The organism is Acinetobacter minutum (assembly GCF_035916735.1).
Classification (GTDB): domain Bacteria; phylum Pseudomonadota; class Gammaproteobacteria; order Pseudomonadales; family Moraxellaceae; genus Acinetobacter.
The window spans coordinates 39078-59413 of record NZ_JAQIHG010000012.1 but is presented as its reverse complement, the minus strand read 5'-3'; the positions used below and the strand labels follow the sequence as shown (position 1 = coordinate 59413).

The window sequence follows — 20336 nt, the reverse complement described above, 5'->3', positions numbered from 1 at the left end:
AGAAAAAGACCTGTATGTGACAGGTCTTTTTTTATGTGCAGCTTTCTCTAATTCGAGCCAGAGGGATTAGATGGTTTTCCAAAGTTGGGAGGCTTTGCTCAAATCAAAGTTGAGCGTGGCAGACACACTTTGCAGATTAAAGTTGTTACGATCTTCAGGCAATTGCAACAAAATGGGTAAACGAGTGACACCGTTCTCACCATTGGCAAAAGCATAATTACGTTCTTTATTGTTAATCGAAATCAGGCTTTCGGATTCTAAATAGACACTTTGTTTCGGGTATTGTTTGGTGATCCGGATAATGTCCATATAGCATTGCTCACGAATCTGGTTCAGCATGTTTTTGAGTCGCTCGACTTCTTTTTGTTGCTGTTCTGATTTGCTGAATATACGCTTCAAGAAACCAGCTTTTTCCCCTTGTTCGCGCTCTTTCTGGCGGATTTGTAGTTGAATCTCGCGGCTTTGTTCAATCGCCTGATTGATTTGGTTGATCATCTGTTCGAGCGGTGCTTTGGCCAATTTGTCCTGCTGCAAGAAATGCTCTTCATTCTCAAACAACATAAAAATTTGCTGGCGACGCTTTTGCAGCAATTTCAGATAGGCGACCAAACGGTGCTTAAAAATCCGTGCCTGATTGTTAAAAAGAACAACAGGTTGATTGGAAAAGTCCTCATAGGCATTCAGAATTTCAGTCATCAGGCGTTGTATATTTAAGAAACTGAACTCCAGCTCATCGGGTTGCTGGATCGTGGTTCTTAGACCTTTTTGTAATGGCTCTAGAATATGCATGCTGAGCATTTTTTCGATATCCAGTAGACGTTCATTGACAAGTTGATCGACGGGATAACCGGCTGCATTTAACGGTTCATGCAAAAGCGGTAGCAGGTTTGTGTGATTGTAGTGATGTAGGCCTTCGATCAGCTGGATAATATTTTGATTGACCTGGCGCTGAATGGTAATCATACGGCTGATCTGCCATTTAAAGTCCTGCTCGACATTCTCATCTGCAATGGTTGCAGGATCTAACACGACCGCATTTAAATAGACTTTGTCTTCAAAACCAAAACTTTCTTCGGTCAGAAAGCGCCGGATAGAATAGGGGTTTTGTTCATACTCGGTTGGACTACCAATAATAAAAAAGAATTTTGAGCTCGCGATGACATCAAAATCGCGGATTTTCTGTTCTTTGAGCAAGAAATCCTGAAAAATGGGCAATTCCTGTTGAGCATAGTCACTTGGAGAAATAACCGAGAACCAGTCTCCGACAATTTCACGCTTGATATAGACTTCCAGAATAAAACAGCGGATTTGCTCTAGGGTCAGTTTGCGGATGGTCTCCGGTACAGCAAAATCCATGGTCCTGATCAGTGAAGCGGCGTCCTGTAAAAACGCAGTGCGCAGGGCATGTTTTTCTTTTTGAATTTCACTGTGGTCATCGAGTGGCATGTGATCAATTTCGTTCAGCACACTTTCCAGATAATCAGCGATTTGAAAGACATCCCGGTAGTTGGGTAATTTATCTAAGGTCAGCTGAATCTGTTTGCCGAGTTGGCGGATACTCGGATTACGAATCAATGCATCCAGAGCATCTACCCCCACATAACCTTTGAATTCAAAAGTTTCTTTCAGGGGGTCCCATTTAATATTCTTGTTTTTTAAATAATGGTCTTCAATGGTTTTATGCAGATGGGCGTCTGTGGTTTCGAAAATTTGCTCGATTTGGCGCTGCCAGTCTAGATCCAGAACTGGTGCGATTTGTTGTAATTTTGCCCGCAGCTGATAGGGAATATAGGCTTCCATTGCATCCATATCTTGTGACCTTATGTTGGATGATACAAGTGATTTTTAACCGCTGTTCTACACCACATTTAAAGCGTGATTATTATAGTGAAAACCCTAGATTTTTTGTGACTTATTTTACTTTTTTTTGACGAGTTGTTGGTTGTGTTGGTTTTTAACAGGAAAAAGAAAACCCGATCATATAAAACAAAAAGACAGAATTTGACGCGTTGTGATTCTTAATGCCCTTGTGCCCTATGCCGATGCGGCATAGCATAAGGCTTTCCTCCTATAATGATGAATCAGGATTATTGGTTGTTATGACGAGCCTTGCGCATCATGCGACAGAAAACCGTTCCGTAGCCGAGTTTACCGAACAAGCGTACCTCAACTATGCCATGTATGTGATCATGGACCGTGCTTTACCGCATATCAGTGATGGTTTGAAGCCGGTACAGCGCCGGATCGTTTATGCCATGAGCGAGTTGGGCTTGAAGCATAGCGGAAAACCTAAAAAGTCGGCTCGTACCGTCGGGGATGTACTGGGTAAATACCATCCGCATGGCGATTCGGCCTGTTATGAGGCGATGGTGCTGATGGCACAGCCATTTAGCTATCGTTATCCCTTTATTGAGGGACAGGGGAACTGGGGTTCGCCAGATGATCCGAAATCCTTTGCCGCAATGCGTTATACCGAAGCCAAGCTGTCGCAGTTTAGTGAGTTGCTGTTGTCTGAATTGGGTCAGGGCACCTGTGACTGGCAGGATAACTTTGATGGTTCACTCAAAGAGCCGGTGACTTTACCAGCCCGTGTACCCAATATCCTGCTGAATGGTACGACAGGCATTGCTGTGGGGATGGCAACCGATATTCCACCGCACAACCTGCGTGAAGTGGTGAAAGGCACCATCGCCCTGATTCGCAATCCGCAGTTGAGTGACAGCAAACTGGCGGAGTTTATTCCGGGACCCGATCTGCCTACGCAGGCGGAAATCATTACACCACCAGATGAATTGTTGAAAATTCAATCTACCGGCCGTGGCAGCTACCGTATGCGTGCGGTGTATACGGTGGAAAAAAATGAAATCATTATCAGTGAATTGCCGTATCAGGTGTCTGGTTCCAAGGTGATTAGCCAGATCGCTGACCAGATGCAGGCGAAAAAGTTACCTTTGGTCACCGACATTCGTGATGAGTCCGATCATACTCAGCCAACCCGCTTGGTGATTGTGCTGCGCTCGAACCGCATTGATGCCGATGCTGTGATGAGCCATCTGTTCGCCACCACAGATCTCGAATCCAGTTATCGCGTCAACCTGAATATGATTGGGGCAGATGCCCGACCTCAGGTGAAATCGGTACGACAAATTCTGTTGGAATGGATTGAGATCCGTAAACAAACTGTCACGCGCCGTCTGCAATATCACCTGAATAAAATTGAGAAACGCTTACATATTCTCGCCGGTCTGTTAATTGCCTATTTAGATATTGATACGGTGATTAAAATTATCCGTGAAGAAGACCAGCCCAAACCGGTGTTAATGTCGCATTTCAATATTGATGACATTCAGGCTGAAGCCATTCTTGAACTGAAATTGCGTCATCTGGCCAAGCTGGAAGAAATGGAAATCCGTCAGGAGCAGGATGAGCTTGCAGCCCGGGCAGCGGTGATTCGTGAACAGTTGGCCAATCCTGAATCTTTGAAAAACCTGATTATTCAGGAACTCAAAGACGACGCGAAAAAGTTTGGGGATGATCGCCGTTCACCGATCGTGCAGCGTCAGGAAGCGGTACAAATCAAGGAGCAGGATTTACTACCTGCCGAAGCAGTGACGGTGGTTTTGTCCGAAGCAGGTTGGATTCGTGCCGCGAAAGGAGCGGAAGTTGATGCCGCTAACCTGAACTATCGTGCTGGAGACCAGTACCTGAGCCACGCATCTGGTAAGTCCAACCAGCGGGTCTACGTACTGGATCAAACCGGGCGCAGTTATGCACTGGCGATTAATCAGCTGCCATCGGCACGTGGTTTGGGCGAACCATTAAGCTCCAAACTGTCACCAGCCAATGGGGTTTCGTTTATTCAGGTGCTGATTGCCGAGGATGAAAAAGAACTGTTGGCGATCAGCTCAAATGCCTATGGTTTCAAAACTCAGGCCAAACAGCTGGATACCAGTGCCAAGGCCGGTAAAGCCTTCCTGACCGTGGCAGAATCTGCTCAGGCTCTGCCAGTGCTGCCTGTGGAGAATGAGCAGAGCCATCTGGCCTTGCTGAGTTCGGCTGGGCGTTTATTGCTGGTCGAATTGTCAGAATTGCCAATGCTGAATAAAGGCAAAGGGAATAAGTTAATGCAATTAGAGGATGGTGAATCACTGCTTTGCATGACGACCCTGAATCTCAACGAGGTACTTCAGGTGGCAGCGGGACAGCAGCAGTTAAAACTGAAGGGTGATGACCTGAGAAAATATATCGGCAAACGTGCAGGTAAAGGACAGCTTTTACCGCGTGGCTATCAGAAAGCCAATAAACTCTGGGTTCAAAGATAGTACTGGTGTATTTTTCTAGAAATAGGCTATATATGAGCTTATTCATAGGAAATGGATGTAAGAGTGAGCAGAAACAAAGCGAACAACGAAGCTCACATTAAGAAAATAGCGTTGAAAAACTAAGGATTACTGATTGGAGATTTTGGCATTATGGAAAAAATTTGGTTCGCTGAATACCAAAAAACAGGGATTCCGGAAACAGTAGAATTACCTCCAGAAAATAGCTCTTTACTCGATGTTTTCGAGCGTAATTTTCAGAAATTTGGTACTCGTGATGCTTTTATCTTCATGGATAAAACGCTCAGCTTTAATGAGTTAGAGCTGGCTAGCCGTAAATTTGCAGCTTATTTGCAAAGTCTGGGTCTGGTTAAGGGAACCCGTGTTGCAGTCATGATGCCGAATGTCTTGCAGTATCCGGTCGTGGCTTTGGGTGTGTTCCGTGCTGGTCTGGTGTTGGTTAATGTCAACCCACTGTATACCGCACGTGAGCTTGAGCATCAGCTGAATGACTCGGGTGCCGAAGTTTTGGTGATTATTGAAAACTTTGCCACCGTCTATCAAAGCATCATTGGAAAAACACCGGTCAAGCACGTGATCATTGCGACCGTGGGCGATATGCTCGGCACCCTAAAAGGGACTTTGGTTAATTTCGTGCTACGTTCCGTACGTAAACAGATTCCGGCTTGGAACATTCCGGGCCATGTCAAATTCAATACAGCCATTAATAAGGTGAGCCCAAGCCAATACAAACGTCCGAACCTGACCCTCAGTGATACTGCTGTATTGCAATATACAGGGGGGACGACGGGTGTTTCTAAAGGGGCTGAGCTGACCCATCGCAATCTTGTGGCGAATATGCTGCAGTGTGATGGGATTTTCCAGAGCAAGTTTGGCAACAAAGATGGCGACAAAGACGATCGTATTTTCTGTGCCTTACCGCTCTATCACATCTTTGCTTTTATGGTGTGTGCTTTATACGGCATGTATAAAGGTCAGGCCAATGTACTGATTCCGAACCCGCGTGACTTGCCTGCGGTGATTAAAGAGCTGTGTAAATACCAGCCCACGTTCTTCCCGGCGGTCAATACATTATTTAATGCGCTGGTCAATAATGAAGAATTCCAACAGCTGGATCACAGTAAACTGAAAATGGCGATGGGCGGCGGTATGGCTGTTCTGCCATCAACGGCAGCGGCTTGGAAAAAGATTACCGGCACCACGATTATTGAAGGTTATGGCCTGTCAGAAACTTCTCCGGTTGCAACGGCGAATCCTCCAGCCTCGGAAGAGTTTAGTGGCACTATCGGTATTCCGTTGCCGCTGACTGAACTGGCGATTCTCGATGATGACGGTAACGAAGTACCCTTGGGCGAACAGGGTGAAATCTGTATCCGTGGTCCACAGGTCATGCGAGGCTACTGGAACCGTCCGGATGAAACAGCCAAGTCCATGACAGCGAATGGTTTCTTCCGCACGGGGGATATCGGGGTGATGAATGAGCGTGGCTATACCAAGATCGTTGATCGCAAAAAAGACATGATTCTAGTATCGGGCTTTAACGTCTATCCTTCTGAAATTGAAGAAGTCATCGCCAAACATCCAAAAGTACTGGAAGTCGCTGCGATTGGTGTGCCGGATGAAAAATCAGGCGAAGTGCCAAAACTGTTTGTGGTGAAAAAAGATCCATCATTGACCACTGAAGAAGTGCTGTCCTATGCCAAGCAGAATCTGACGGGCTATAAACGTCCACGTTATGTGGAATTTATGGATGAATTGCCAAAATCCAATGTCGGCAAGATTCTGCGTAAAGATCTGCGTAAATCGGCTTAATGATTTGATAAAAAAAGCGCCTCAAAGGCGCTTTTTTTATTTCCGCATTAACCAGCGATCAAAATAAGGGCGACCCACCCCAACAATTCCGACAAAAATAAACAGGGTGCCGAACTGGCGGCTAAAACCGGAGATATTAAACTGCCCATAACTGAGCAGATTGTCGCTCAGGCAGTAAATCAGGATAACCAGCAACCAGTGCCAAAGTGGAAGGCGTTTAATTCCCACCGCAAAAAATGCCATTACCAGTACGACAAAGGTGCCGATCAGTGAACCAATATTCATATTGGCGCAAATGACGGCAAGCAAAAAAGCGGTAATCGGCAAGACAATTTTCATGACACGGTCGACTTGAAGCTGATGCTGGCGCTGCTTTTCTAGCACCTCGAACATTTCTTGTTGTTCAGGATTGACCATGTCTATATTCCTATCTGAGCTGGTAATCAAAACACTATATTTAACAAAATTTATTTGCCAAACGCCATGCTATGATAAGGCGCTGAAGAAAAATTGAAGAGAATAATCGACATGCAGGGCATTAGCGGCATTATTTATCTCATTCTGGCAGCCTGTTTACTGCCTTATGTTTTTGCCATCATTGCCAAGATGACAGGCGGATTTAAACCGCATGATAACCAGAATCCCCGTGAGTTTTTGGCGAAAACCACCGGTTTGGCAGCACGTGCCAATGCCGCACAGCAAAACAGTTTTGAAGGACTGCCGCTATTTATAGCCGCAATTTTGATGGCGGAATATATGGTGGTGCCACAGGCAATTATCATGAACCTAGGGATCGCCTATCTGGTTTTTCGTGTGCTCTACGGGATTTGCTATCTGGCCAACTGGGCAACCTTACGTTCCATTATCTGGTTACTATCGCTGTTGTGCCCGATTTTTCTGCTGGTCATTACTGTGAAAATGACTTAACTGTGCAGCATTGCGAAATCTTGTCAAATTTTTCCAGCTAAACGGTATAATCACTGCGAAGTTTGCAGGACTGTAATCTGCGATCAAAATTTATCTCTATCATTTATATAGTCAAAGAGTGTTGCTATGAGCTACAACAATATCCCGCCGGGTAAAGATGCACCAAACGATATCTATGTGATCATTGAAATTCCTGCCAATGCAGCGCCAATCAAATACGAAATCGATAAAGACTCTGATGCGTTATTTGTAGACCGTTTCATGGGTACCGCAATGTTCTATCCAGCGAACTACGGTTATGTGCCAAATACCCTGTCTGAAGATGGTGACCCATTAGATGTGTTGGTTGTAACTCCACATCCAGTCGCACCAGGTTCAGTGATTCGTTGCCGTCCAGTGGGCAAATTGAACATGGAAGATGATGGTGGCGTTGATGCGAAACTTGTAGCTGTTCCACACGAAAAATTAACTCCGTTGTATAAAGATGTTCAGGAATATACGGATCTTCCAAAACTGTTGATCAGTCAAATTGAACATTTCTTCCAACACTACAAAGATTTAGAGCCAGGCAAATGGGTGAAAATCAGTGGTTGGGAAGGTGCTGATGTTGCGAAAGCTGAAGTATTGAAATCAATCGAAGCTGCGAAAAAATAATCATGAATTAACTGTTTGGTTAATTTTATGGTGTTATAAGAGGTTCGCTTTTGCGAGCCTTTTTTTATTTAAATAAATTAACCATTTGGTAAATAAATTCACTTGAGCATATTTTAAACTGTATTTTTTCTGACTATAATCGCGCCTTCTTCGCTGTTCCTCTCTTTTTCGCTCATGAATAAATTTTCTGTTTTGCTTGGCAGTCTTGCCTTAAGCCCTGCATTGCTGTTTGCGCAAGAACCGGAATCACAAGATCAGGTTAAATTTTCTGGTTGGCTCAGTGTTGTTTCTGCCTATGTCTCTCGTGGTGGTACCAATAGTCCAGAAAATGATGACACCGTGTTGCAAGGCTACGTCAATGCCAACTACAAAGGTCTGTATGCAGCGTATTGGATGTCAAAACTGGGTTATTCATTTAGTGAAATTCAGGACAAGGCGGCAATTGGCTCCGATTCACAATTGTCGGATAAGCAGAAACAACAGTCCTTGGCAGATTTAAAAACACCATCTTCCGACTACTATGAACATGATTTCTTTGTCGGTTATAGCAATAAATACAAAGACTGGAATTATGACCTGAATGTCGCGACTTATTATTATCCAGGCAGTGACCATACGACGGGTGTCGAAGCAGGTGTCAGTGCAGGTCGCACCCTTAATCCGGCAATTGGTAACAGTTTCCGTGTCGGAGCACAAACCTATTTCAATGACACCGTGTATATGAACCAATGGGACAGTTATTTTAGTCTGGACTACAGTCATCCATTGCCGCAGGGCTTTCAGCTGGATTTATCCACTGGTGTTTCGTATTACCAGGATGATGGCAAGTTTGAGGGTGGAACCTTTTTGAATACTGAAAAAGACTGGGTTTTCCGTCACGCATCAGCACAAGTGTCACATTCCTTGTTTAATAATGACAAAGCACGTGGCTGGCTCAAATATGTCGTAGGTGGTGAAAACCGGGCGGGTGTAGACCAGAAAAATATGCTTGTTGCGGGAATGCGTTACCATTTCTAAGACGGTTTTTTCGATCAGTGCATAAGTTGAATAAAATTTATGCACTTTTTTTATGCATAAAAAATGGCATGGCTCAAAAAAGAGCAACAATAGTTCAAGAAAAGCCTTTTTGTGATAGCGGATCCCTGGCTGAACTTGGCACAGCAATTGCTAATACTAGAGTGGATAAACCACTTTTCGCAAAAACAGCAAAAACCAATGATTAAAATTGGGGGAGAGCAAAAATGAAAAAATTGGCATTGAAAACACTGAGTTTAGGTGTCTTGGCGAGTACTTCAGTGATGGCAATGGCCGAAGACAAACCATCGCTTTATGGGGTCACCGCTTCAGGTAACGTTGCGGTCACTACAGATTATCGCTTCCGTGGTATTTCACAATCTTCGAATGATGCCGCTATTCAAGGAGGTTTGACCTTTAACCACAAATCTGGTGCTTATTTGGCTTTATGGGGCTCTAGTATTAAGTTTGATGGTTATGAAGGGGTGTCTACTGAAACTGATGCAACTCTCGGTTATACCAACACCCTGAAGCTGTCGGAAAGTTTTGCACCAACCTATGATGTTGGGGTTACTCACTATGGCTATATTGGCTCGGATTCTGAATTTGAGAACAATGGCGATACCGGGATGGCCTTTACCGAAGTGTTCGGTAAGTTAACCTTTGCGGAAACACTGTTCAAAGGGGATGCCTTAAGTCTGGGTGTAGCCTATTCTGATGATTATTGGGGTCACAGCGATGAATTCTGGTATTTTAACGCAGGTTATTCAGCACCAATCGCCAATACCGGGTTTAATGGAGTTGCTTCTGTCGGCTACAATAAATTGAAAAATAAGGAATCCTTGCTGGTCGTTGCGGGTGGTCCAGGCAAAGACGATGACTATATCGATTATAAAGTGGGCGTAAACTATAACGTGCTTGGAATTACCGCGCAATTAGATGTGGTCGGTACCAATATCAGTACGACAGGGATGACGGATGCACAGAAGAAACTATATGACACGGGTGCTGTCTTTACCTTGACGAAAACCTTCTAATTCTTGGTATTCAATGAAAGCGAGAGTTGAACTCTCGCTTTTTTATGCCTGGCTGCCGCGATAGGACAACGCTTCACTTAAATGCACATTCTGGATCTGTTCACTTTCTGCCAAATCAGCAATAGTACGGGCGACACGCAACACCCGATGATAGCCACGAGCGGATAAATTTAAACGCTGTTGGGCGAGTTCAATTAAATGTAGTGCTGCTGAATCGAGTGAAGCGAAGCGCTGTAGTTGCTGCGGAGAAAGTTGATGATTCAGCCCATTTTGTCGCTGTATTTGTCGTTCATAAGCCTGCACGACACGGCCACGAACGCTGGCTGAGCTTTCTGCCGGAGCGGTTGATTGTAACTCCTGACTAGAGAGTGGCGGGACATCAATATGCAAATCGATTCGATCCAGAAGCGGTCCCGAGATCCGGTTCTGATAGCGTTTAATTGCCTCGGTTGAACATTGGCAACGGTTGTCCTGATGAAAGGCATAACCACAAGGACAGGGGTTCATGGCGGCAATTAACTGAAAGTTGGCCGGAAAGGTCATTTGTCGCGACGCACGTGAAATGATAATTTCCTTGGATTCTAGCGGCTGACGTAAGACCTCAAGTACCTTGCGATCGAATTCTGGCAACTCATCCAGAAACAGCACACCTAAATGGGCCAAAGTGATTTCTCCCGGTTTGGGGGAAGAACCTCCGCCGACCAAGGCAATTGCAGAAGCCGTATGGTGTGGTGCACGGAAAGGACGTTGCCCAAAACGGTAGGGAGTATTAGCAATTGAATAGATACGGGCCACCTGCAAATTTTCCTGTGCAGAGAGCGGTGGCAAAATACCGGCAAGTCGTGAGGCTAGCAAGGTTTTTCCAGTGCCAGGTGGGCCGCGAAAAAGCAGTGAATGGCCCCCAGCGGCTGCTATTTCCAGCGCACGACGCGGCCGTAACTGACCTTTGACATCGGCCAGATCGGGTGCTTGTGGTTCTTCGACGGATTGCGGTGGTGCACTAACGGCACAAATTTTTTCTTGTTTTAAGAAATGTGCACAGACTTGTTTCAAGTGCTGAACCGGATAAACCGGAAAATCCGGTAATTGTGCTGCCTCACTTGCATTCAAAGCGGGCAACATCAGTTGGCGACCACTGTGCTGACAGGCCATCGCGATACTTAAAATCCCGCTGACCGGACGGAGGTGCCCATCAAGGGCCAGTTCGCCAATAAATTCAAACTCATCTGTCACTCCTTCAGGTACTTGTCCTGAAGCGATCAGGATGCCCAACGCAATCGCCAGATCCAGACGTGCACCTTCTTTGGGCAGATCTGCAGGTGCCAGATTAATCGTCAGGCGTTTACTCGGAAACTGAAAACCACTGTTCAAAATTGCCGAACGTACCCGATCCTTACTTTCACGCACCGCTGCTTCTGGCAATCCGACAATTGTTAATGACGGTAAACCCTGGCTGACATGGACTTCAACCTCAATTGGAGGGGCTTGCAGCCCCAACAGGCTGCGTGTCTGAATTTTGGCAAAAGACATATTATTTTTCCGTTATTCTGCTTTATTTTTAATCGGTTTTGTCATATTGCACTTATTCGGTGCTTAATTTTTGTTCTGTAATAAGCTTTCGAGGGTTTTAATTTGCTCGTTGAGATCATTGAGACGTTGATTGGCATTTTGTAACGCTGTTTGTTGGCGTTCCAGTTCTTCTTTAGTCACCAGATCCATTTTGGTGACAGCTTCACTGAGTAAAGCACGCAGGTTGTGTTCCAGATCTTTTTTCGGTTGATCCAGCTGTTGCAGAATGGCTTGTAATAAGGTTTCGATCATAACATGGGCAATCCGGTGAAATTTTCAGGCTTGAGTTTAACACTGCTCTACCTGCGACCATAGCCCTGATGAGGAAAAGAAAATGTAGATCTGAACGCAGGAAGAATGTTGAGTCTAAAGGTCGAATTTTTAAAAAGCCGCTACATTTCCCGTCACAAAATAAGGTATAAAGAGCTTTCATGTACACCGCTTCTAATCTCCCCCAACTTTTAGAAGTCTTGGCATGAATATTGAACATAAAACCTTACTGGTGAAACAAGCCGAAGGAAAACAAAGATGAAGCTTATAACTGCAATTGTAAAACCATTTAAATTGGATGACGTGCGTGAAGCGCTCTCCGACATTGGCGTGCAAGGGATTACTGTCACTGAAGTGAAAGGTTTCGGGCGTCAAAAGGGCCATACGGAACTGTACCGCGGTGCAGAGTATGTGGTTGATTTTCTACCAAAAGTGAAAATTGAAATCGCGATCAGCGATGAAATGGTTGATCAGGTGATTGAATCGATTACCCGTGTTGCAAGCACTGGCAAAATTGGTGATGGCAAAATTTTTGTCACCAACCTTGAGCAAGTGATTCGTATCCGTACCGGAGAAACTGGACCGGATGCCGTGTAATTTGGCACGAAGCTTGCTGAGTACCAAGTAACACAAAAACTTGAAGTTGGGGGACACGAATGAAAAAAATGCTATTTGCACTCAGCCTGTCTGGTGCATTGTTAGGTGGTTCAGCCACGTGGGCCGAAGAAGCGACAAGCTCGGCGCCAGTGACGACCATTGTGGCGTCAGAAGCAGCCTTAACCGATTCCACACAAGCAGCCACTATCCCTGCAGAAACGGCCACTACGCCTGCCGAAACACCGGCAAAAGCGGATACCGGTGATACTGCCTGGATTCTGATTTCAACCGCTTTAGTGTTGCTGATGACGATTCCTGGTCTGGCGTTATTTTATGGCGGCATGGTGCGTAAGAAAAACGTCCTTAGTACCATGGCGCACAGCTTTATCGCCGCAGCTGTGGTGAGCCTGGCTTGGGTTGCAGTGGGATATACCCTGGCTTTTAGCAGCGGTAATGCCTTCATGGGAGGCTTTGAAAAACTCATGCTGGCCGGTATCGGGACAGATGCGGTCACGGGAACCATTCCTGAAATTCTTTTTGTTATCTTCCAAATGACTTTTGCCATTATTACCGTTGCGATTATTAGCGGTTCGGTGGCAGAGCGCATGAAATTTGGGGCTTTTGTTACTTTTATTGCTATCTGGGTGATTGCCGTTTATGCACCGATTACCCACTGGGTCTGGGGTGGCGGCTGGTTAGCGAATGATGGCGCGCTGGATTTTGCGGGTGGTACGGTCGTTCATATTAATGCTGGTGTTGCTGGTCTGGTTGCAGCATACATGCTCGGTAACCGTATGGGCTTGGGACGTGAGTCTATGGCACCGCATAACTTGACACTCACCGTTCTGGGCGCAAGTTTGATCTGGGTGGGCTGGTTTGGTTTTAATGGCGGATCTGCACTCGGTGCAAATGGTTCAGCAGGTTATGCACTGGTAACAACCCAAGTGGCAGCAGCAGCAGCGGCGATCTCCTGGTTAATGACAGAAAAACTGATTCGCGGTAAGGCCTCAGTGTTGGGTGCAGCTTCCGGTGCGGTCGCGGGTTTGGTGGTGATTACCCCAGCAGCCGGTTTCGTGACCGTGAGCGGTGCTTTGGTGATGGGGTTAATTGGCGGTGTGGTCTGCTTCTGGGGGATTACTGCACTGAAACGTGCATTGAAAGCCGATGATTCACTTGATGCTTTCGGTTTGCATGGTGTTGGCGGGATTGTGGGTGCTATCCTCACCGCGGTATTTGCCAGTGAATTCATCATGGGTGATAAAGTACCTGCCAATATGATGACGCAACTTTGGGTGCAAATTGAAGGTGTTCTGGCCACAATCGCTTATAGTGCCGTGGTGACTTTTGTGATCCTTAAAGTAATTGACGTCGTGATTGGAATTCGTGTCAATGCCGATGATGAACGTATGGGTCTGGATCTCAGCCAACATGGTGAACGCATCGAATAATCAATTAAAACAATTAATCGCTATATATTGTGTAAAACAGCCTGAAAAGGCTGTTTTTTTTCTATATGTAGCGTAAAACTCTACAAAGAAGCGAAATTTTGCTACACTCGGAAATCCATGGGGATTTGTTCAATTAAACCACTATGCATTGTCCATTTTGCAACGCCGCAGACAGTAAAGTGATCGACTCGCGCTTGGCCGCCGAGGGTTGCCAGATTCGCCGACGTCGTGAATGTATCAGTTGTGGGGAACGTTTTACCACGTTTGAAAGTTATGAAGTGGTGATGCCGCGTGTCATCAAGTCCGATGGCAAAAATGAACCCTTTGATGAAGCCAAATTGCGCCGCTCGCTGATGCATGCCTTGCAAAAACGTCCGGTGACGCAAGAGCAGATTGAAGCGGTGTTGAGTGATATTCAGCTACAGATTCGCCGTTTGGGTGAGCGTGATGTCAAGTCACGGGTGATTGGTGAAATTGTCATGCAGGCGCTGTATGCGCTAGATCACGTGGCCTATGTCCGTTTCGCTTCAGTCTATCAGGACTTTCAGGACGTAGAAGCCTTCCGCCGTCAAATTGAACAAATGCAACAGCGCTAATTGGGAATAAAGATGTCTGAGCTGACGCAAGATCAATACTGGATGCAACGGGCAATTGAACTAGCCCAACGTGGACAGTATTCCACCAAACCGAACCCGAATGTCGGCTGTGTCATCGTTAAAGATGGACAGGTGATTGGTGAAGGGTTCCACCCCAAAGCAGGGCAACCGCATGCTGAAGTCTTTGCCTTGCGCCAGGCAGGTGCGGACGCACAAGGGGCGACCGCTTATGTCACGCTGGAACCTTGTGCACATTATGGCCGGACCCCGCCTTGTGCAGAAGCACTGGTTAAAGCCCAGCTGAAAAAAGTGGTAGTGGCCTGTCCAGACCCTAATCCTCTGGTGGCTGGAAAAGGCGTGCAGATTCTGCGTGATGCCGGCATTGAAGTAGAAGTTGGGGTTTTACAACAGCAAGCACATAGCTTGAATTTTGGTTTCCTGAAAGCTATGGCAACGGGGTTGCCTTATGTGCGCTTAAAAATTGCAGCCAGTCTCGATGGCCGTACCGCAATGGCGTCGGGAGAGTCGAAATGGATCACCGGATCCGCTGCCCGTCAGGACGTGCAACATTGGCGTGCAATTTCCGGTGCTGTGATTACGGGTATTGATACAGTATTGGCGGATGATTGCCAGCTCAATGTGCGTGACTTGCCAAATGTAGATTTAACAACTGTGGTACAGCCGAAGCGAGTAGTTCTGGACCGTCAGGGCCGTTTACCATTAAGTGCCAAAATATTGCAACAGCCGGAAACTGTAATGGTCATGGGGCCATTTCGTCAGGAGTTGGCCGATTTAGGGGTCATCCAGTTGGAGATTCAGCCTTTAAACGCCCTGTTACAGACCTTATCTCAGCATTACCAGATTTATGATGTGCTGGTGGAAGCCGGTTCGACTTTGTCTACCGCCTTCTTACAGGCACATTTAGTCGATGAAATGATCTATTATGTTGCACCGACCTTATTGGGGCAGTCGGCACGTGCCATGTTTAATGCTGACTTGATCCGTCTGGCCGAGCAACTCCGTTTTAAGTTTGAACAGTTTACCCAGGTAGGGGATGACTTACGCTTAAGGCTAATCCCTACGCAAGAGACAATATGAATCCAGAGTCTTCGGTTTATCACAAACGTCGCCATGCAGCGCGCACCACGGATGAATACCTTTTTCACCAGCTGGTGCCTTATCTGGGCAACAAGCGCCGATTGCTGCATCTGATTCTGGAAGCTCTGGAAATTACTGGAACGCTTAATCCCAAAGCTAAGCGTGCGCCGATTTTTGCGGATTTTTTTGCCGGGAGTGGTGTGGTTTCACGTCTGGCCCGGCAAAATGGCTACCGGGTGATTGCCAATGACTGGGAACCGTATAGCCACGCGTTAAACAGTGCGATTTTATCCTGTGTAGAGGCACCTGCATTCAAGGAACTTGGCGGTTATCAGAAAGCCATTGATTACCTGAACCGTTTGCCCGAAGTCAAAGGCTGGGTGACGCATAATTTGTGTCCGCGTAATGATGAGATCTATGACCCGACACGTGACCGGTTGTTCTTCAAACGCCGTAATGGCATGCGCATTGATGCCATCCGCCAGCAGATTGCCACTTGGCAGGCACAAGGGGCGATCGATGATGTCGAAATGAGTGCCTTACTGGCACCGTTGTTGTATTCCGCCAGTTTTGTCAGTAATACCAGTGGGGTATTTAAAAGCTTCCACCATGGCTGGGGTGGAAAAACCCAGACTGCGCTGGAGCGGATTGAGTCCTTGTTGTGGCTGACCCCAAGCCGTTTTTGTGAAATCGGCGACCCGAAACGTCCGGCAGCGGAGATGTGGTGTGTGGATGCCCAGCATCTCGCGAACCAGATGAGTGGTTTCGAGGTCGATGTCGCCTATCTCGATCCACCATATAACCAGCATGCCTACAGCAGTAACTATCATGTACTGAACGCATTAACCTTGTGGGATCAGGTGGACTTACCGAGTCCGGATACCAAAGGTTATAAAAGCGGGATTGACCGGGCGTGGCGTAAAGAACGACCAAGTCCTTATAATTCCTCAAAATATGCTAAAGAAGCATATGAGAAATTACTGTCTACCATTAATGCTCGTTACATCCTGACCAGTTATTCCACTGATGGCAATATTTCCCCACAGGACTTGCTAAAAGCCAATCTGGCACGCGGTAAAGTCACCTTGTTAACGCAGGATGTACCACGTTATCGGGTCAGTAAACAGCGTCAGTCAGAGCGGGCACGCGTACTTGAATTTATTGTGATTACCGATACCCATGCCAAGGCAGGGCCACCGTTACGTCAATTATTAGGACAACTTTATCATTTTGCCGAACTCGGTGGTGTCGATACCTCAGGTGTGAGCACCCAATTGGCTTTATGGTAAATCCAACCCCATAGAGAGCGTCGTTATGTTTACAGGGATTATTGAAAGCCTCGGCAAAGTGCAAAGCCTGCAAAGTGTGGGGGGGGATATCCGTTTGCGCATCCAGACTGATCTGGATATGTCAGATGTGCATTTGGGCGATTCAATTGCCACCAACGGTATTTGCCTGACCGTGATCGAATGGGGCGACAACTGGTATGCGGCGGATGTATCGCGCGAAAGTCTGAACCGCACGACGCTCGGACAGTGGAAAGTGGGGCAACCGGTCAATGTGGAAAAGGCCATGCTGCCAACTACACGTTTTGGTGGCCATATTGTCAGCGGTCATGTCGACGCAGTGGGCGAAATTACCCTGGTGCGTGAAGATGCACGATCCCTGTATTTTGAAGTGACCGCACCGGCTGAAATTGCCAAGTATCTTGCTGAAAAAGGCTCAGTGACCGTCGATGGCATTAGCCTGACGATTAACCATTTGCGTGGCAATATTCTCAGTTTGAACCTGATCCCGCATACGGCAGAACGCACCAATATTGGCACCTGGAAAGTGGGCAGCAAAGTCAATCTGGAAGTGGATGTGCTGGCACGTTATATCGAACGTTTACTGTTGGGTGACAAAGCCGCCGAAACGCATACCGAATCAAAAATAAGTATGGCTTTTCTCGCGGAAAATGGGTTCTTGAAATAAGCGTTAAAACGGAGATAGCCCATCGTGATGAGCTATTTCCACCCTCTGTCTTTTTAATGTTTAATAATGGTTAAAGAAGTGCTGCCTAACCAAGGCTTGACGCTTTTGGGAGTGGAGACGGAAAAGTCTCCTTGTTCTTGGGCCTTTCGAGAGAAATAAACCGAGATAGACTGAAAATCAGCGCGGCTGAGTAATAAGTCTTCTGCGGATATTGTCCATTTTTCGCCAGAATGTAGTTTACTAATCCGTGCCGAAATCTGGGTCAATAGATCCATCATTTTCTTCCTCATGCTACTGTAGAGTCACATGCTAAGTGCATGATCTTTAAACACAATGATTTAAAGATGTGACCATATTGTTGCATTTTTATGTCATTTTGATGACAAGGGCGGAAAGAAATTTGAAAATTAGGTCAAATTAATTTTTGAGTGGTTGGTCAGAAAAACTGGAATTCTGCAGTATGTAGCTAATCTCTTCCTGTGCGGCTGCCTGCAGCTTGTTTCTAAAGGCGCTTACTGCTTCTTCAATCAGGGTTTCAGCTTCGAGTTCCAGGCGCAGGCGAACGCTTTCCAGTTCTGACAGGATCTGTTCGTCTGAAATCGCGAGACGTCGTGGATGGCTGTAATCAATCGACGGCTGTGCCGGATTCTGCTGGTAGCGTTGCGTGTAGTCTTGGATTTCCTGATCGAGCTGTGCACGTAATTGTGACAGGAGCAGGGTTTGTTCAGTGAAATGCTCAATTTCATGTTGTTGCAAAGCTGCAGCGTATGCAGCCTGGGCGGCACGCTTGTCCTCAAGGCTTTTTTCTAAAGCCAGTTGGCGACGAATCCGAGCCTGTTCGAGCAGTTCTGCTTTTAAGTTGGCATAGGCAACGGCAATTTTCTGTTCAGAGGCTTTCTGGGCCAGCTGATCGGCAGTGAGCCATTGTTGGATGTCACCACTGGGTTGCAGCAGATCACAGATGCGGGCGAGGTCATCAAGAAAAGCTTGACGTACAGCTTCAGGGGCCTGAAGCCAGCGCTTTTTAAAATCTTGACCTACATTAAGTGCCACTACACATCTCCTTGCCGGGGTAAAATTAAGCGGGTTTATAGTTTAAAGGTGCGCGGTTGAATACCCGAGCGCCGATATTGTTTGAATTTTTCTCGGCCAATCTGTTTGGCCGTTTCATCATTTTCGATAATTTCAATAATGTGACCAAATTTGTCCGTTTGTTCAAGCGCCTGATTGTTAAAATTAAATACCAGCCACGCTGCACTGTCAGGAAGCTGTGCTGAAATACAGACGGGTGCATTGGTCTGCTCGATACCATGTGGGATAAAACTGCTGGGATCAAAGCTCCACAGGCGCTCATCCAGTTGCTGCTGTAAGTCAGGATCTGGACAGTACAGCCAGATTTTGCCCTGCTTGGGCAGCAGCTTGCGACATAAACGGCAAGCACTTTCGACTTGCCGTTCCGGGCTTTTTTCAAACAGATAAAAGCTGACCTTAGCCATTGGCAACCGCGCGGTTGGCCAGGAATTGCATTAACAAAGGTACTGGTCGACCCGTTGCACCTTTGCTGGTGCCTGACAGCCAGGCTGTGCCTGCAACATCCAGATGCGCCCAGCGATAGTCACGGGTAAAACGCTGCAAGAAACAAGCCGCTGTCACAGAGCCTGCGGTTGGACCCCCAATATTGGCAATGTCGGCGAATGGAGAGTCTAATAATTCCTGATAATCATCAATCACCGGCATACGCCAGACACGGTCAAAGCTCTGTTCACCGGCTGCGCTAATTTCACTGGCCAGTTCATCATCGGGTGAGAACAGTCCACTGAGTACTTTACCGAGTGCGACCACACAGGCGCCGGTAAGAGTCGCAATATCAATGACCACTGCTGGATCAAAGCGTTTGATGTAGGTCAGGGTGTCACATAGTACCAGGCGGCCTTCAGCATCGGTATTGAGAATTTCAATGGTTTGGCCACTCATGCTGGTCACGATGTCGCCCGGACGGGTGGCATGACCGGATGGCATGTTTTCTGCCGCTGCAATCGTACCGACCACATGGATCGGCAGACGTGCTTCACAAAGTGCACGCATGGTACCCAAGACGGAGGCTGCACCGCACATGTCGAATTTCATTTCATCCATGCCCAGGCCTGGTTTCAGTGAAATGCCACCAGTGTCAAAGGTAATGCCTTTACCCACCAAGACGACAGGTGCTTGGTCGAGTTGCGCTTGATAGTCGAGGGTAATGATGCGACCTGGGCGCTCGGAACCTTTGCTGACCGCTAAAAAGGCATGCATACCCAATTCTGTCATTTGCTGCTCATCTAGCACATTGACCTTGAGTAAGTCTGGAAATTCTGCGGCCAAAGCCTGTGCCTGCTCTGCCAGATATTCCGGGAAACAGATATTGCCCGGACGGTTACCGAGGTCACGCGCCATACTCTGACCAGATTGGATAGCATCCACTAGGGTGAGTTGTGCTTCAGTTAATGGCGTCTGGCTGGCAATTAAATCGATCTGTTCGAGCAAAAATTCATTTTTTTTGCTTTTGAATTCATCAAAACCGTAGGCAGCCTGGGTCAGATTCAATGCGAACAGGTAATGCAGTTCCTGTGGCAAAGCGGAAATATCCAGACTAATTTGTTTAAATTTCTTTTGTACGCCTTGCACAATTGTTTGTGCCAGCTTGGCCAGTTTTGCGGGCTTAAGCTCCGCAGTTTTATCGAGGCCGATCAAGGCTGCATTGGGTGCGGCTGTGATTTTCCCAATCAGCGGTAAGTTTTCGTTGAGGCTCGCTTTAAACTGGGTCGCGGCAATTAAGTTTTCTAATTCATTGACTTGATAGGCTGCCGCTGCGTTTTCCAAATGCTCTGCATCAACCAAAATCAACAGATACGGGGTTGAGCTAGTCGCAGCGAGTGAAGTTTGAAGGGTAAGTTTCATTGCGGTATTCATGCCTTATAAAGGTTTGCAAATCATTCAACCATTGAAACATTTCCGGTGATA

At 46.7% G+C, this 20336-nt stretch carries 21 protein-coding genes; 13 read left to right on the top strand and 8 right to left on the bottom strand.

From position 1 onward, the window contains the following. Nucleotides 1-66: 66 nt before the first annotated feature. Nucleotides 67-1809 (bottom strand): hypothetical protein, encoded by a 1743-nt coding sequence (locus tag PAE54_RS06950; RefSeq protein ID WP_326518903.1) that lies wholly within the window; start codon nt 1807-1809, stop codon nt 67-69. 290 nt (nt 1810-2099) lie between these two features. On the opposite strand from PAE54_RS06950, the gene parC reads away from it, so the two are divergent. Beyond that, on the top strand, nt 2100-4322 hold the full coding sequence (gene parC / locus PAE54_RS06945; protein ID WP_326518902.1) for a DNA topoisomerase IV subunit A: 2223 nt from the start codon (nt 2100-2102) through the stop codon (nt 4320-4322). A gap of 150 nt (nt 4323-4472) precedes the next feature. Then, nucleotides 4473-6152: a long-chain-fatty-acid--CoA ligase gene (locus PAE54_RS06940; protein WP_326518901.1), complete on the top strand. Its 1680-nt coding sequence runs from the start codon at nt 4473-4475 to the stop codon at nt 6150-6152. A 36-nt stretch (nt 6153-6188) separates the two neighbouring features. On the opposite strand, the gene PAE54_RS06935 is transcribed toward PAE54_RS06940, so the two are convergent. Then, on the bottom strand, nt 6189-6569 hold the full coding sequence (locus PAE54_RS06935) for a hypothetical protein (protein WP_326518900.1): 381 nt from the start codon (nt 6567-6569) through the stop codon (nt 6189-6191). Nucleotides 6570-6680: 111 nt separating this feature from the next. Here PAE54_RS06935 and PAE54_RS06930 point away from each other — a divergent pair, with 111 nt between their 5' ends. The 5 genes from PAE54_RS06930 (at nt 6681) to PAE54_RS06910 (ending at nt 9784) form a co-directional block, all read left to right on the top strand. Then, the gene (locus PAE54_RS06930; RefSeq protein WP_326518899.1) at nt 6681-7079 is read left to right on the top strand and encodes an MAPEG family protein; all 399 of its coding nucleotides are present in this window, start codon (nt 6681-6683) and stop codon (nt 7077-7079) included. Between the two features lie 126 nt (nt 7080-7205). After that, nucleotides 7206-7733: an inorganic diphosphatase gene (ppa, locus tag PAE54_RS06925; protein ID WP_326518898.1), complete on the top strand. Its 528-nt coding sequence runs from the start codon at nt 7206-7208 to the stop codon at nt 7731-7733. Nucleotides 7734-7907: 174 nt separating this feature from the next. Continuing rightward, on the top strand, nt 7908-8750 hold the full coding sequence (locus tag PAE54_RS06920) for a TorF family putative porin (protein WP_326518897.1): 843 nt from the start codon (nt 7908-7910) through the stop codon (nt 8748-8750). Between the two features lie 26 nt (nt 8751-8776). Beyond that, the gene (locus PAE54_RS06915) at nt 8777-8956 is read left to right on the top strand and encodes a hypothetical protein (protein WP_326518896.1); all 180 of its coding nucleotides are present in this window, start codon (nt 8777-8779) and stop codon (nt 8954-8956) included. A gap of 18 nt (nt 8957-8974) precedes the next feature. Next, complete coding sequence (locus PAE54_RS06910; protein ID WP_326518895.1) at nt 8975-9784, top strand: TorF family putative porin; 810 nt, start codon at nt 8975-8977, stop codon at nt 9782-9784. 42 nt (nt 9785-9826) lie between these two features. On the opposite strand, the gene PAE54_RS06905 is transcribed toward PAE54_RS06910, so the two are convergent. Then, the gene (locus PAE54_RS06905) at nt 9827-11314 is read right to left on the bottom strand and encodes a YifB family Mg chelatase-like AAA ATPase (RefSeq protein WP_326518894.1); all 1488 of its coding nucleotides are present in this window, start codon (nt 11312-11314) and stop codon (nt 9827-9829) included. A gap of 63 nt (nt 11315-11377) precedes the next feature. Continuing rightward, nucleotides 11378-11605, bottom strand: coding sequence for an accessory factor UbiK family protein (locus tag PAE54_RS06900; RefSeq protein WP_273778193.1), 228 nt, complete (start codon nt 11603-11605; stop codon nt 11378-11380). A 276-nt stretch (nt 11606-11881) separates the two neighbouring features. Here PAE54_RS06900 and glnK point away from each other — a divergent pair, with 276 nt between their 5' ends. The 6 genes from glnK (at nt 11882) to PAE54_RS06870 (ending at nt 17336) form a co-directional block, all read left to right on the top strand. Next, nucleotides 11882-12220 (top strand): P-II family nitrogen regulator, encoded by a 339-nt coding sequence (gene glnK / locus PAE54_RS06895; RefSeq protein ID WP_273778194.1) that lies wholly within the window; start codon nt 11882-11884, stop codon nt 12218-12220. Nucleotides 12221-12279: 59 nt separating this feature from the next. Beyond that, nucleotides 12280-13668, top strand: a complete 1389-nt coding sequence (locus tag PAE54_RS06890; protein ID WP_326518893.1) for an ammonium transporter — start codon at nt 12280-12282, stop codon at nt 13666-13668. Nucleotides 13669-13811: 143 nt separating this feature from the next. Continuing rightward, complete coding sequence (gene nrdR / locus PAE54_RS06885; RefSeq protein WP_273778197.1) at nt 13812-14264, top strand: transcriptional regulator NrdR; 453 nt, start codon at nt 13812-13814, stop codon at nt 14262-14264. Nucleotides 14265-14276: 12 nt separating this feature from the next. Beyond that, complete coding sequence (gene ribD / locus PAE54_RS06880; RefSeq protein WP_326518892.1) at nt 14277-15362, top strand: bifunctional diaminohydroxyphosphoribosylaminopyrimidine deaminase/5-amino-6-(5-phosphoribosylamino)uracil reductase RibD; 1086 nt, start codon at nt 14277-14279, stop codon at nt 15360-15362. After that, nucleotides 15359-16651, top strand: a complete 1293-nt coding sequence (locus PAE54_RS06875; RefSeq protein ID WP_273778199.1) for a DNA adenine methylase — start codon at nt 15359-15361, stop codon at nt 16649-16651. The genes ribD and PAE54_RS06875 overlap by 4 nt, the downstream gene beginning before the upstream one ends. Nucleotides 16652-16676: 25 nt before the next feature. Then, entirely contained in the window at nt 16677-17336 is a 660-nt protein-coding gene (locus tag PAE54_RS06870; RefSeq protein ID WP_326518891.1) for a riboflavin synthase, read from the top strand. Between the two features lie 53 nt (nt 17337-17389). Here the strand turns inward: PAE54_RS06870 and PAE54_RS06865 are convergent, their stop codons facing one another. From PAE54_RS06865 to PAE54_RS06850, 4 genes are all read right to left on the bottom strand, one after another. Then, complete coding sequence (locus tag PAE54_RS06865) at nt 17390-17614, bottom strand: hypothetical protein (RefSeq protein ID WP_442784386.1); 225 nt, start codon at nt 17612-17614, stop codon at nt 17390-17392. Between the two features lie 139 nt (nt 17615-17753). Next, a complete protein-coding gene (gene blhA, locus PAE54_RS06860; protein ID WP_326518890.1) occupies nt 17754-18389 on the bottom strand; it encodes a cell division protein BlhA in 636 nt (211 codons plus the stop codon). A 35-nt stretch (nt 18390-18424) separates the two neighbouring features. Continuing rightward, the gene (locus PAE54_RS06855; RefSeq protein ID WP_326518889.1) at nt 18425-18832 is read right to left on the bottom strand and encodes a DNA polymerase III subunit chi; all 408 of its coding nucleotides are present in this window, start codon (nt 18830-18832) and stop codon (nt 18425-18427) included. Next, complete coding sequence (locus PAE54_RS06850; protein WP_326518888.1) at nt 18825-20273, bottom strand: leucyl aminopeptidase; 1449 nt, start codon at nt 20271-20273, stop codon at nt 18825-18827. The genes PAE54_RS06855 and PAE54_RS06850 overlap by 8 nt, the downstream gene beginning before the upstream one ends. Nucleotides 20274-20336: the final 63 nt, after the last annotated feature.

Bases quoted from the DNA above. Each gene is read 5' to 3' on its own strand.
- PAE54_RS06950 (WP_326518903.1), bottom strand. From the start codon at position 1,809: ATGGATGCAATGGAAGCCTATATTCCCTATCAGCTGCGGGCAAAATTA.
- parC (WP_326518902.1), top strand. From the start codon at position 2,100: ATGACGAGCCTTGCGCATCATGCGACAGAAAACCGTTCCGTAGCCGAG.
- PAE54_RS06940 (WP_326518901.1), top strand. From the start codon at position 4,473: ATGGAAAAAATTTGGTTCGCTGAATACCAAAAAACAGGGATTCCGGAA.
- PAE54_RS06935 (WP_326518900.1), bottom strand. From the start codon at position 6,569: ATGGTCAATCCTGAACAACAAGAAATGTTCGAGGTGCTAGAAAAGCAG.
- PAE54_RS06930 (WP_326518899.1), top strand. From the start codon at position 6,681: ATGCAGGGCATTAGCGGCATTATTTATCTCATTCTGGCAGCCTGTTTA.
- ppa (WP_326518898.1), top strand. From the start codon at position 7,206: ATGAGCTACAACAATATCCCGCCGGGTAAAGATGCACCAAACGATATC.
- PAE54_RS06920 (WP_326518897.1), top strand. From the start codon at position 7,908: ATGAATAAATTTTCTGTTTTGCTTGGCAGTCTTGCCTTAAGCCCTGCA.
- PAE54_RS06910 (WP_326518895.1), top strand. From the start codon at position 8,975: ATGAAAAAATTGGCATTGAAAACACTGAGTTTAGGTGTCTTGGCGAGT.
- PAE54_RS06905 (WP_326518894.1), bottom strand. From the start codon at position 11,314: ATGTCTTTTGCCAAAATTCAGACACGCAGCCTGTTGGGGCTGCAAGCC.
- PAE54_RS06900 (WP_273778193.1), bottom strand. From the start codon at position 11,605: ATGATCGAAACCTTATTACAAGCCATTCTGCAACAGCTGGATCAACCG.
- glnK (WP_273778194.1), top strand. From the start codon at position 11,882: ATGAAGCTTATAACTGCAATTGTAAAACCATTTAAATTGGATGACGTG.
- PAE54_RS06890 (WP_326518893.1), top strand. From the start codon at position 12,280: ATGAAAAAAATGCTATTTGCACTCAGCCTGTCTGGTGCATTGTTAGGT.
- nrdR (WP_273778197.1), top strand. From the start codon at position 13,812: ATGCATTGTCCATTTTGCAACGCCGCAGACAGTAAAGTGATCGACTCG.
- ribD (WP_326518892.1), top strand. From the start codon at position 14,277: ATGTCTGAGCTGACGCAAGATCAATACTGGATGCAACGGGCAATTGAA.
- PAE54_RS06875 (WP_273778199.1), top strand. From the start codon at position 15,359: ATGAATCCAGAGTCTTCGGTTTATCACAAACGTCGCCATGCAGCGCGC.
- PAE54_RS06870 (WP_326518891.1), top strand. From the start codon at position 16,677: ATGTTTACAGGGATTATTGAAAGCCTCGGCAAAGTGCAAAGCCTGCAA.
- PAE54_RS06865 (WP_442784386.1), bottom strand. From the start codon at position 17,614: ATGATGGATCTATTGACCCAGATTTCGGCACGGATTAGTAAACTACAT.
- PAE54_RS06855 (WP_326518889.1), bottom strand. From the start codon at position 18,832: ATGGCTAAGGTCAGCTTTTATCTGTTTGAAAAAAGCCCGGAACGGCAA.
- PAE54_RS06850 (WP_326518888.1), bottom strand. From the start codon at position 20,273: ATGAAACTTACCCTTCAAACTTCACTCGCTGCGACTAGCTCAACCCCG.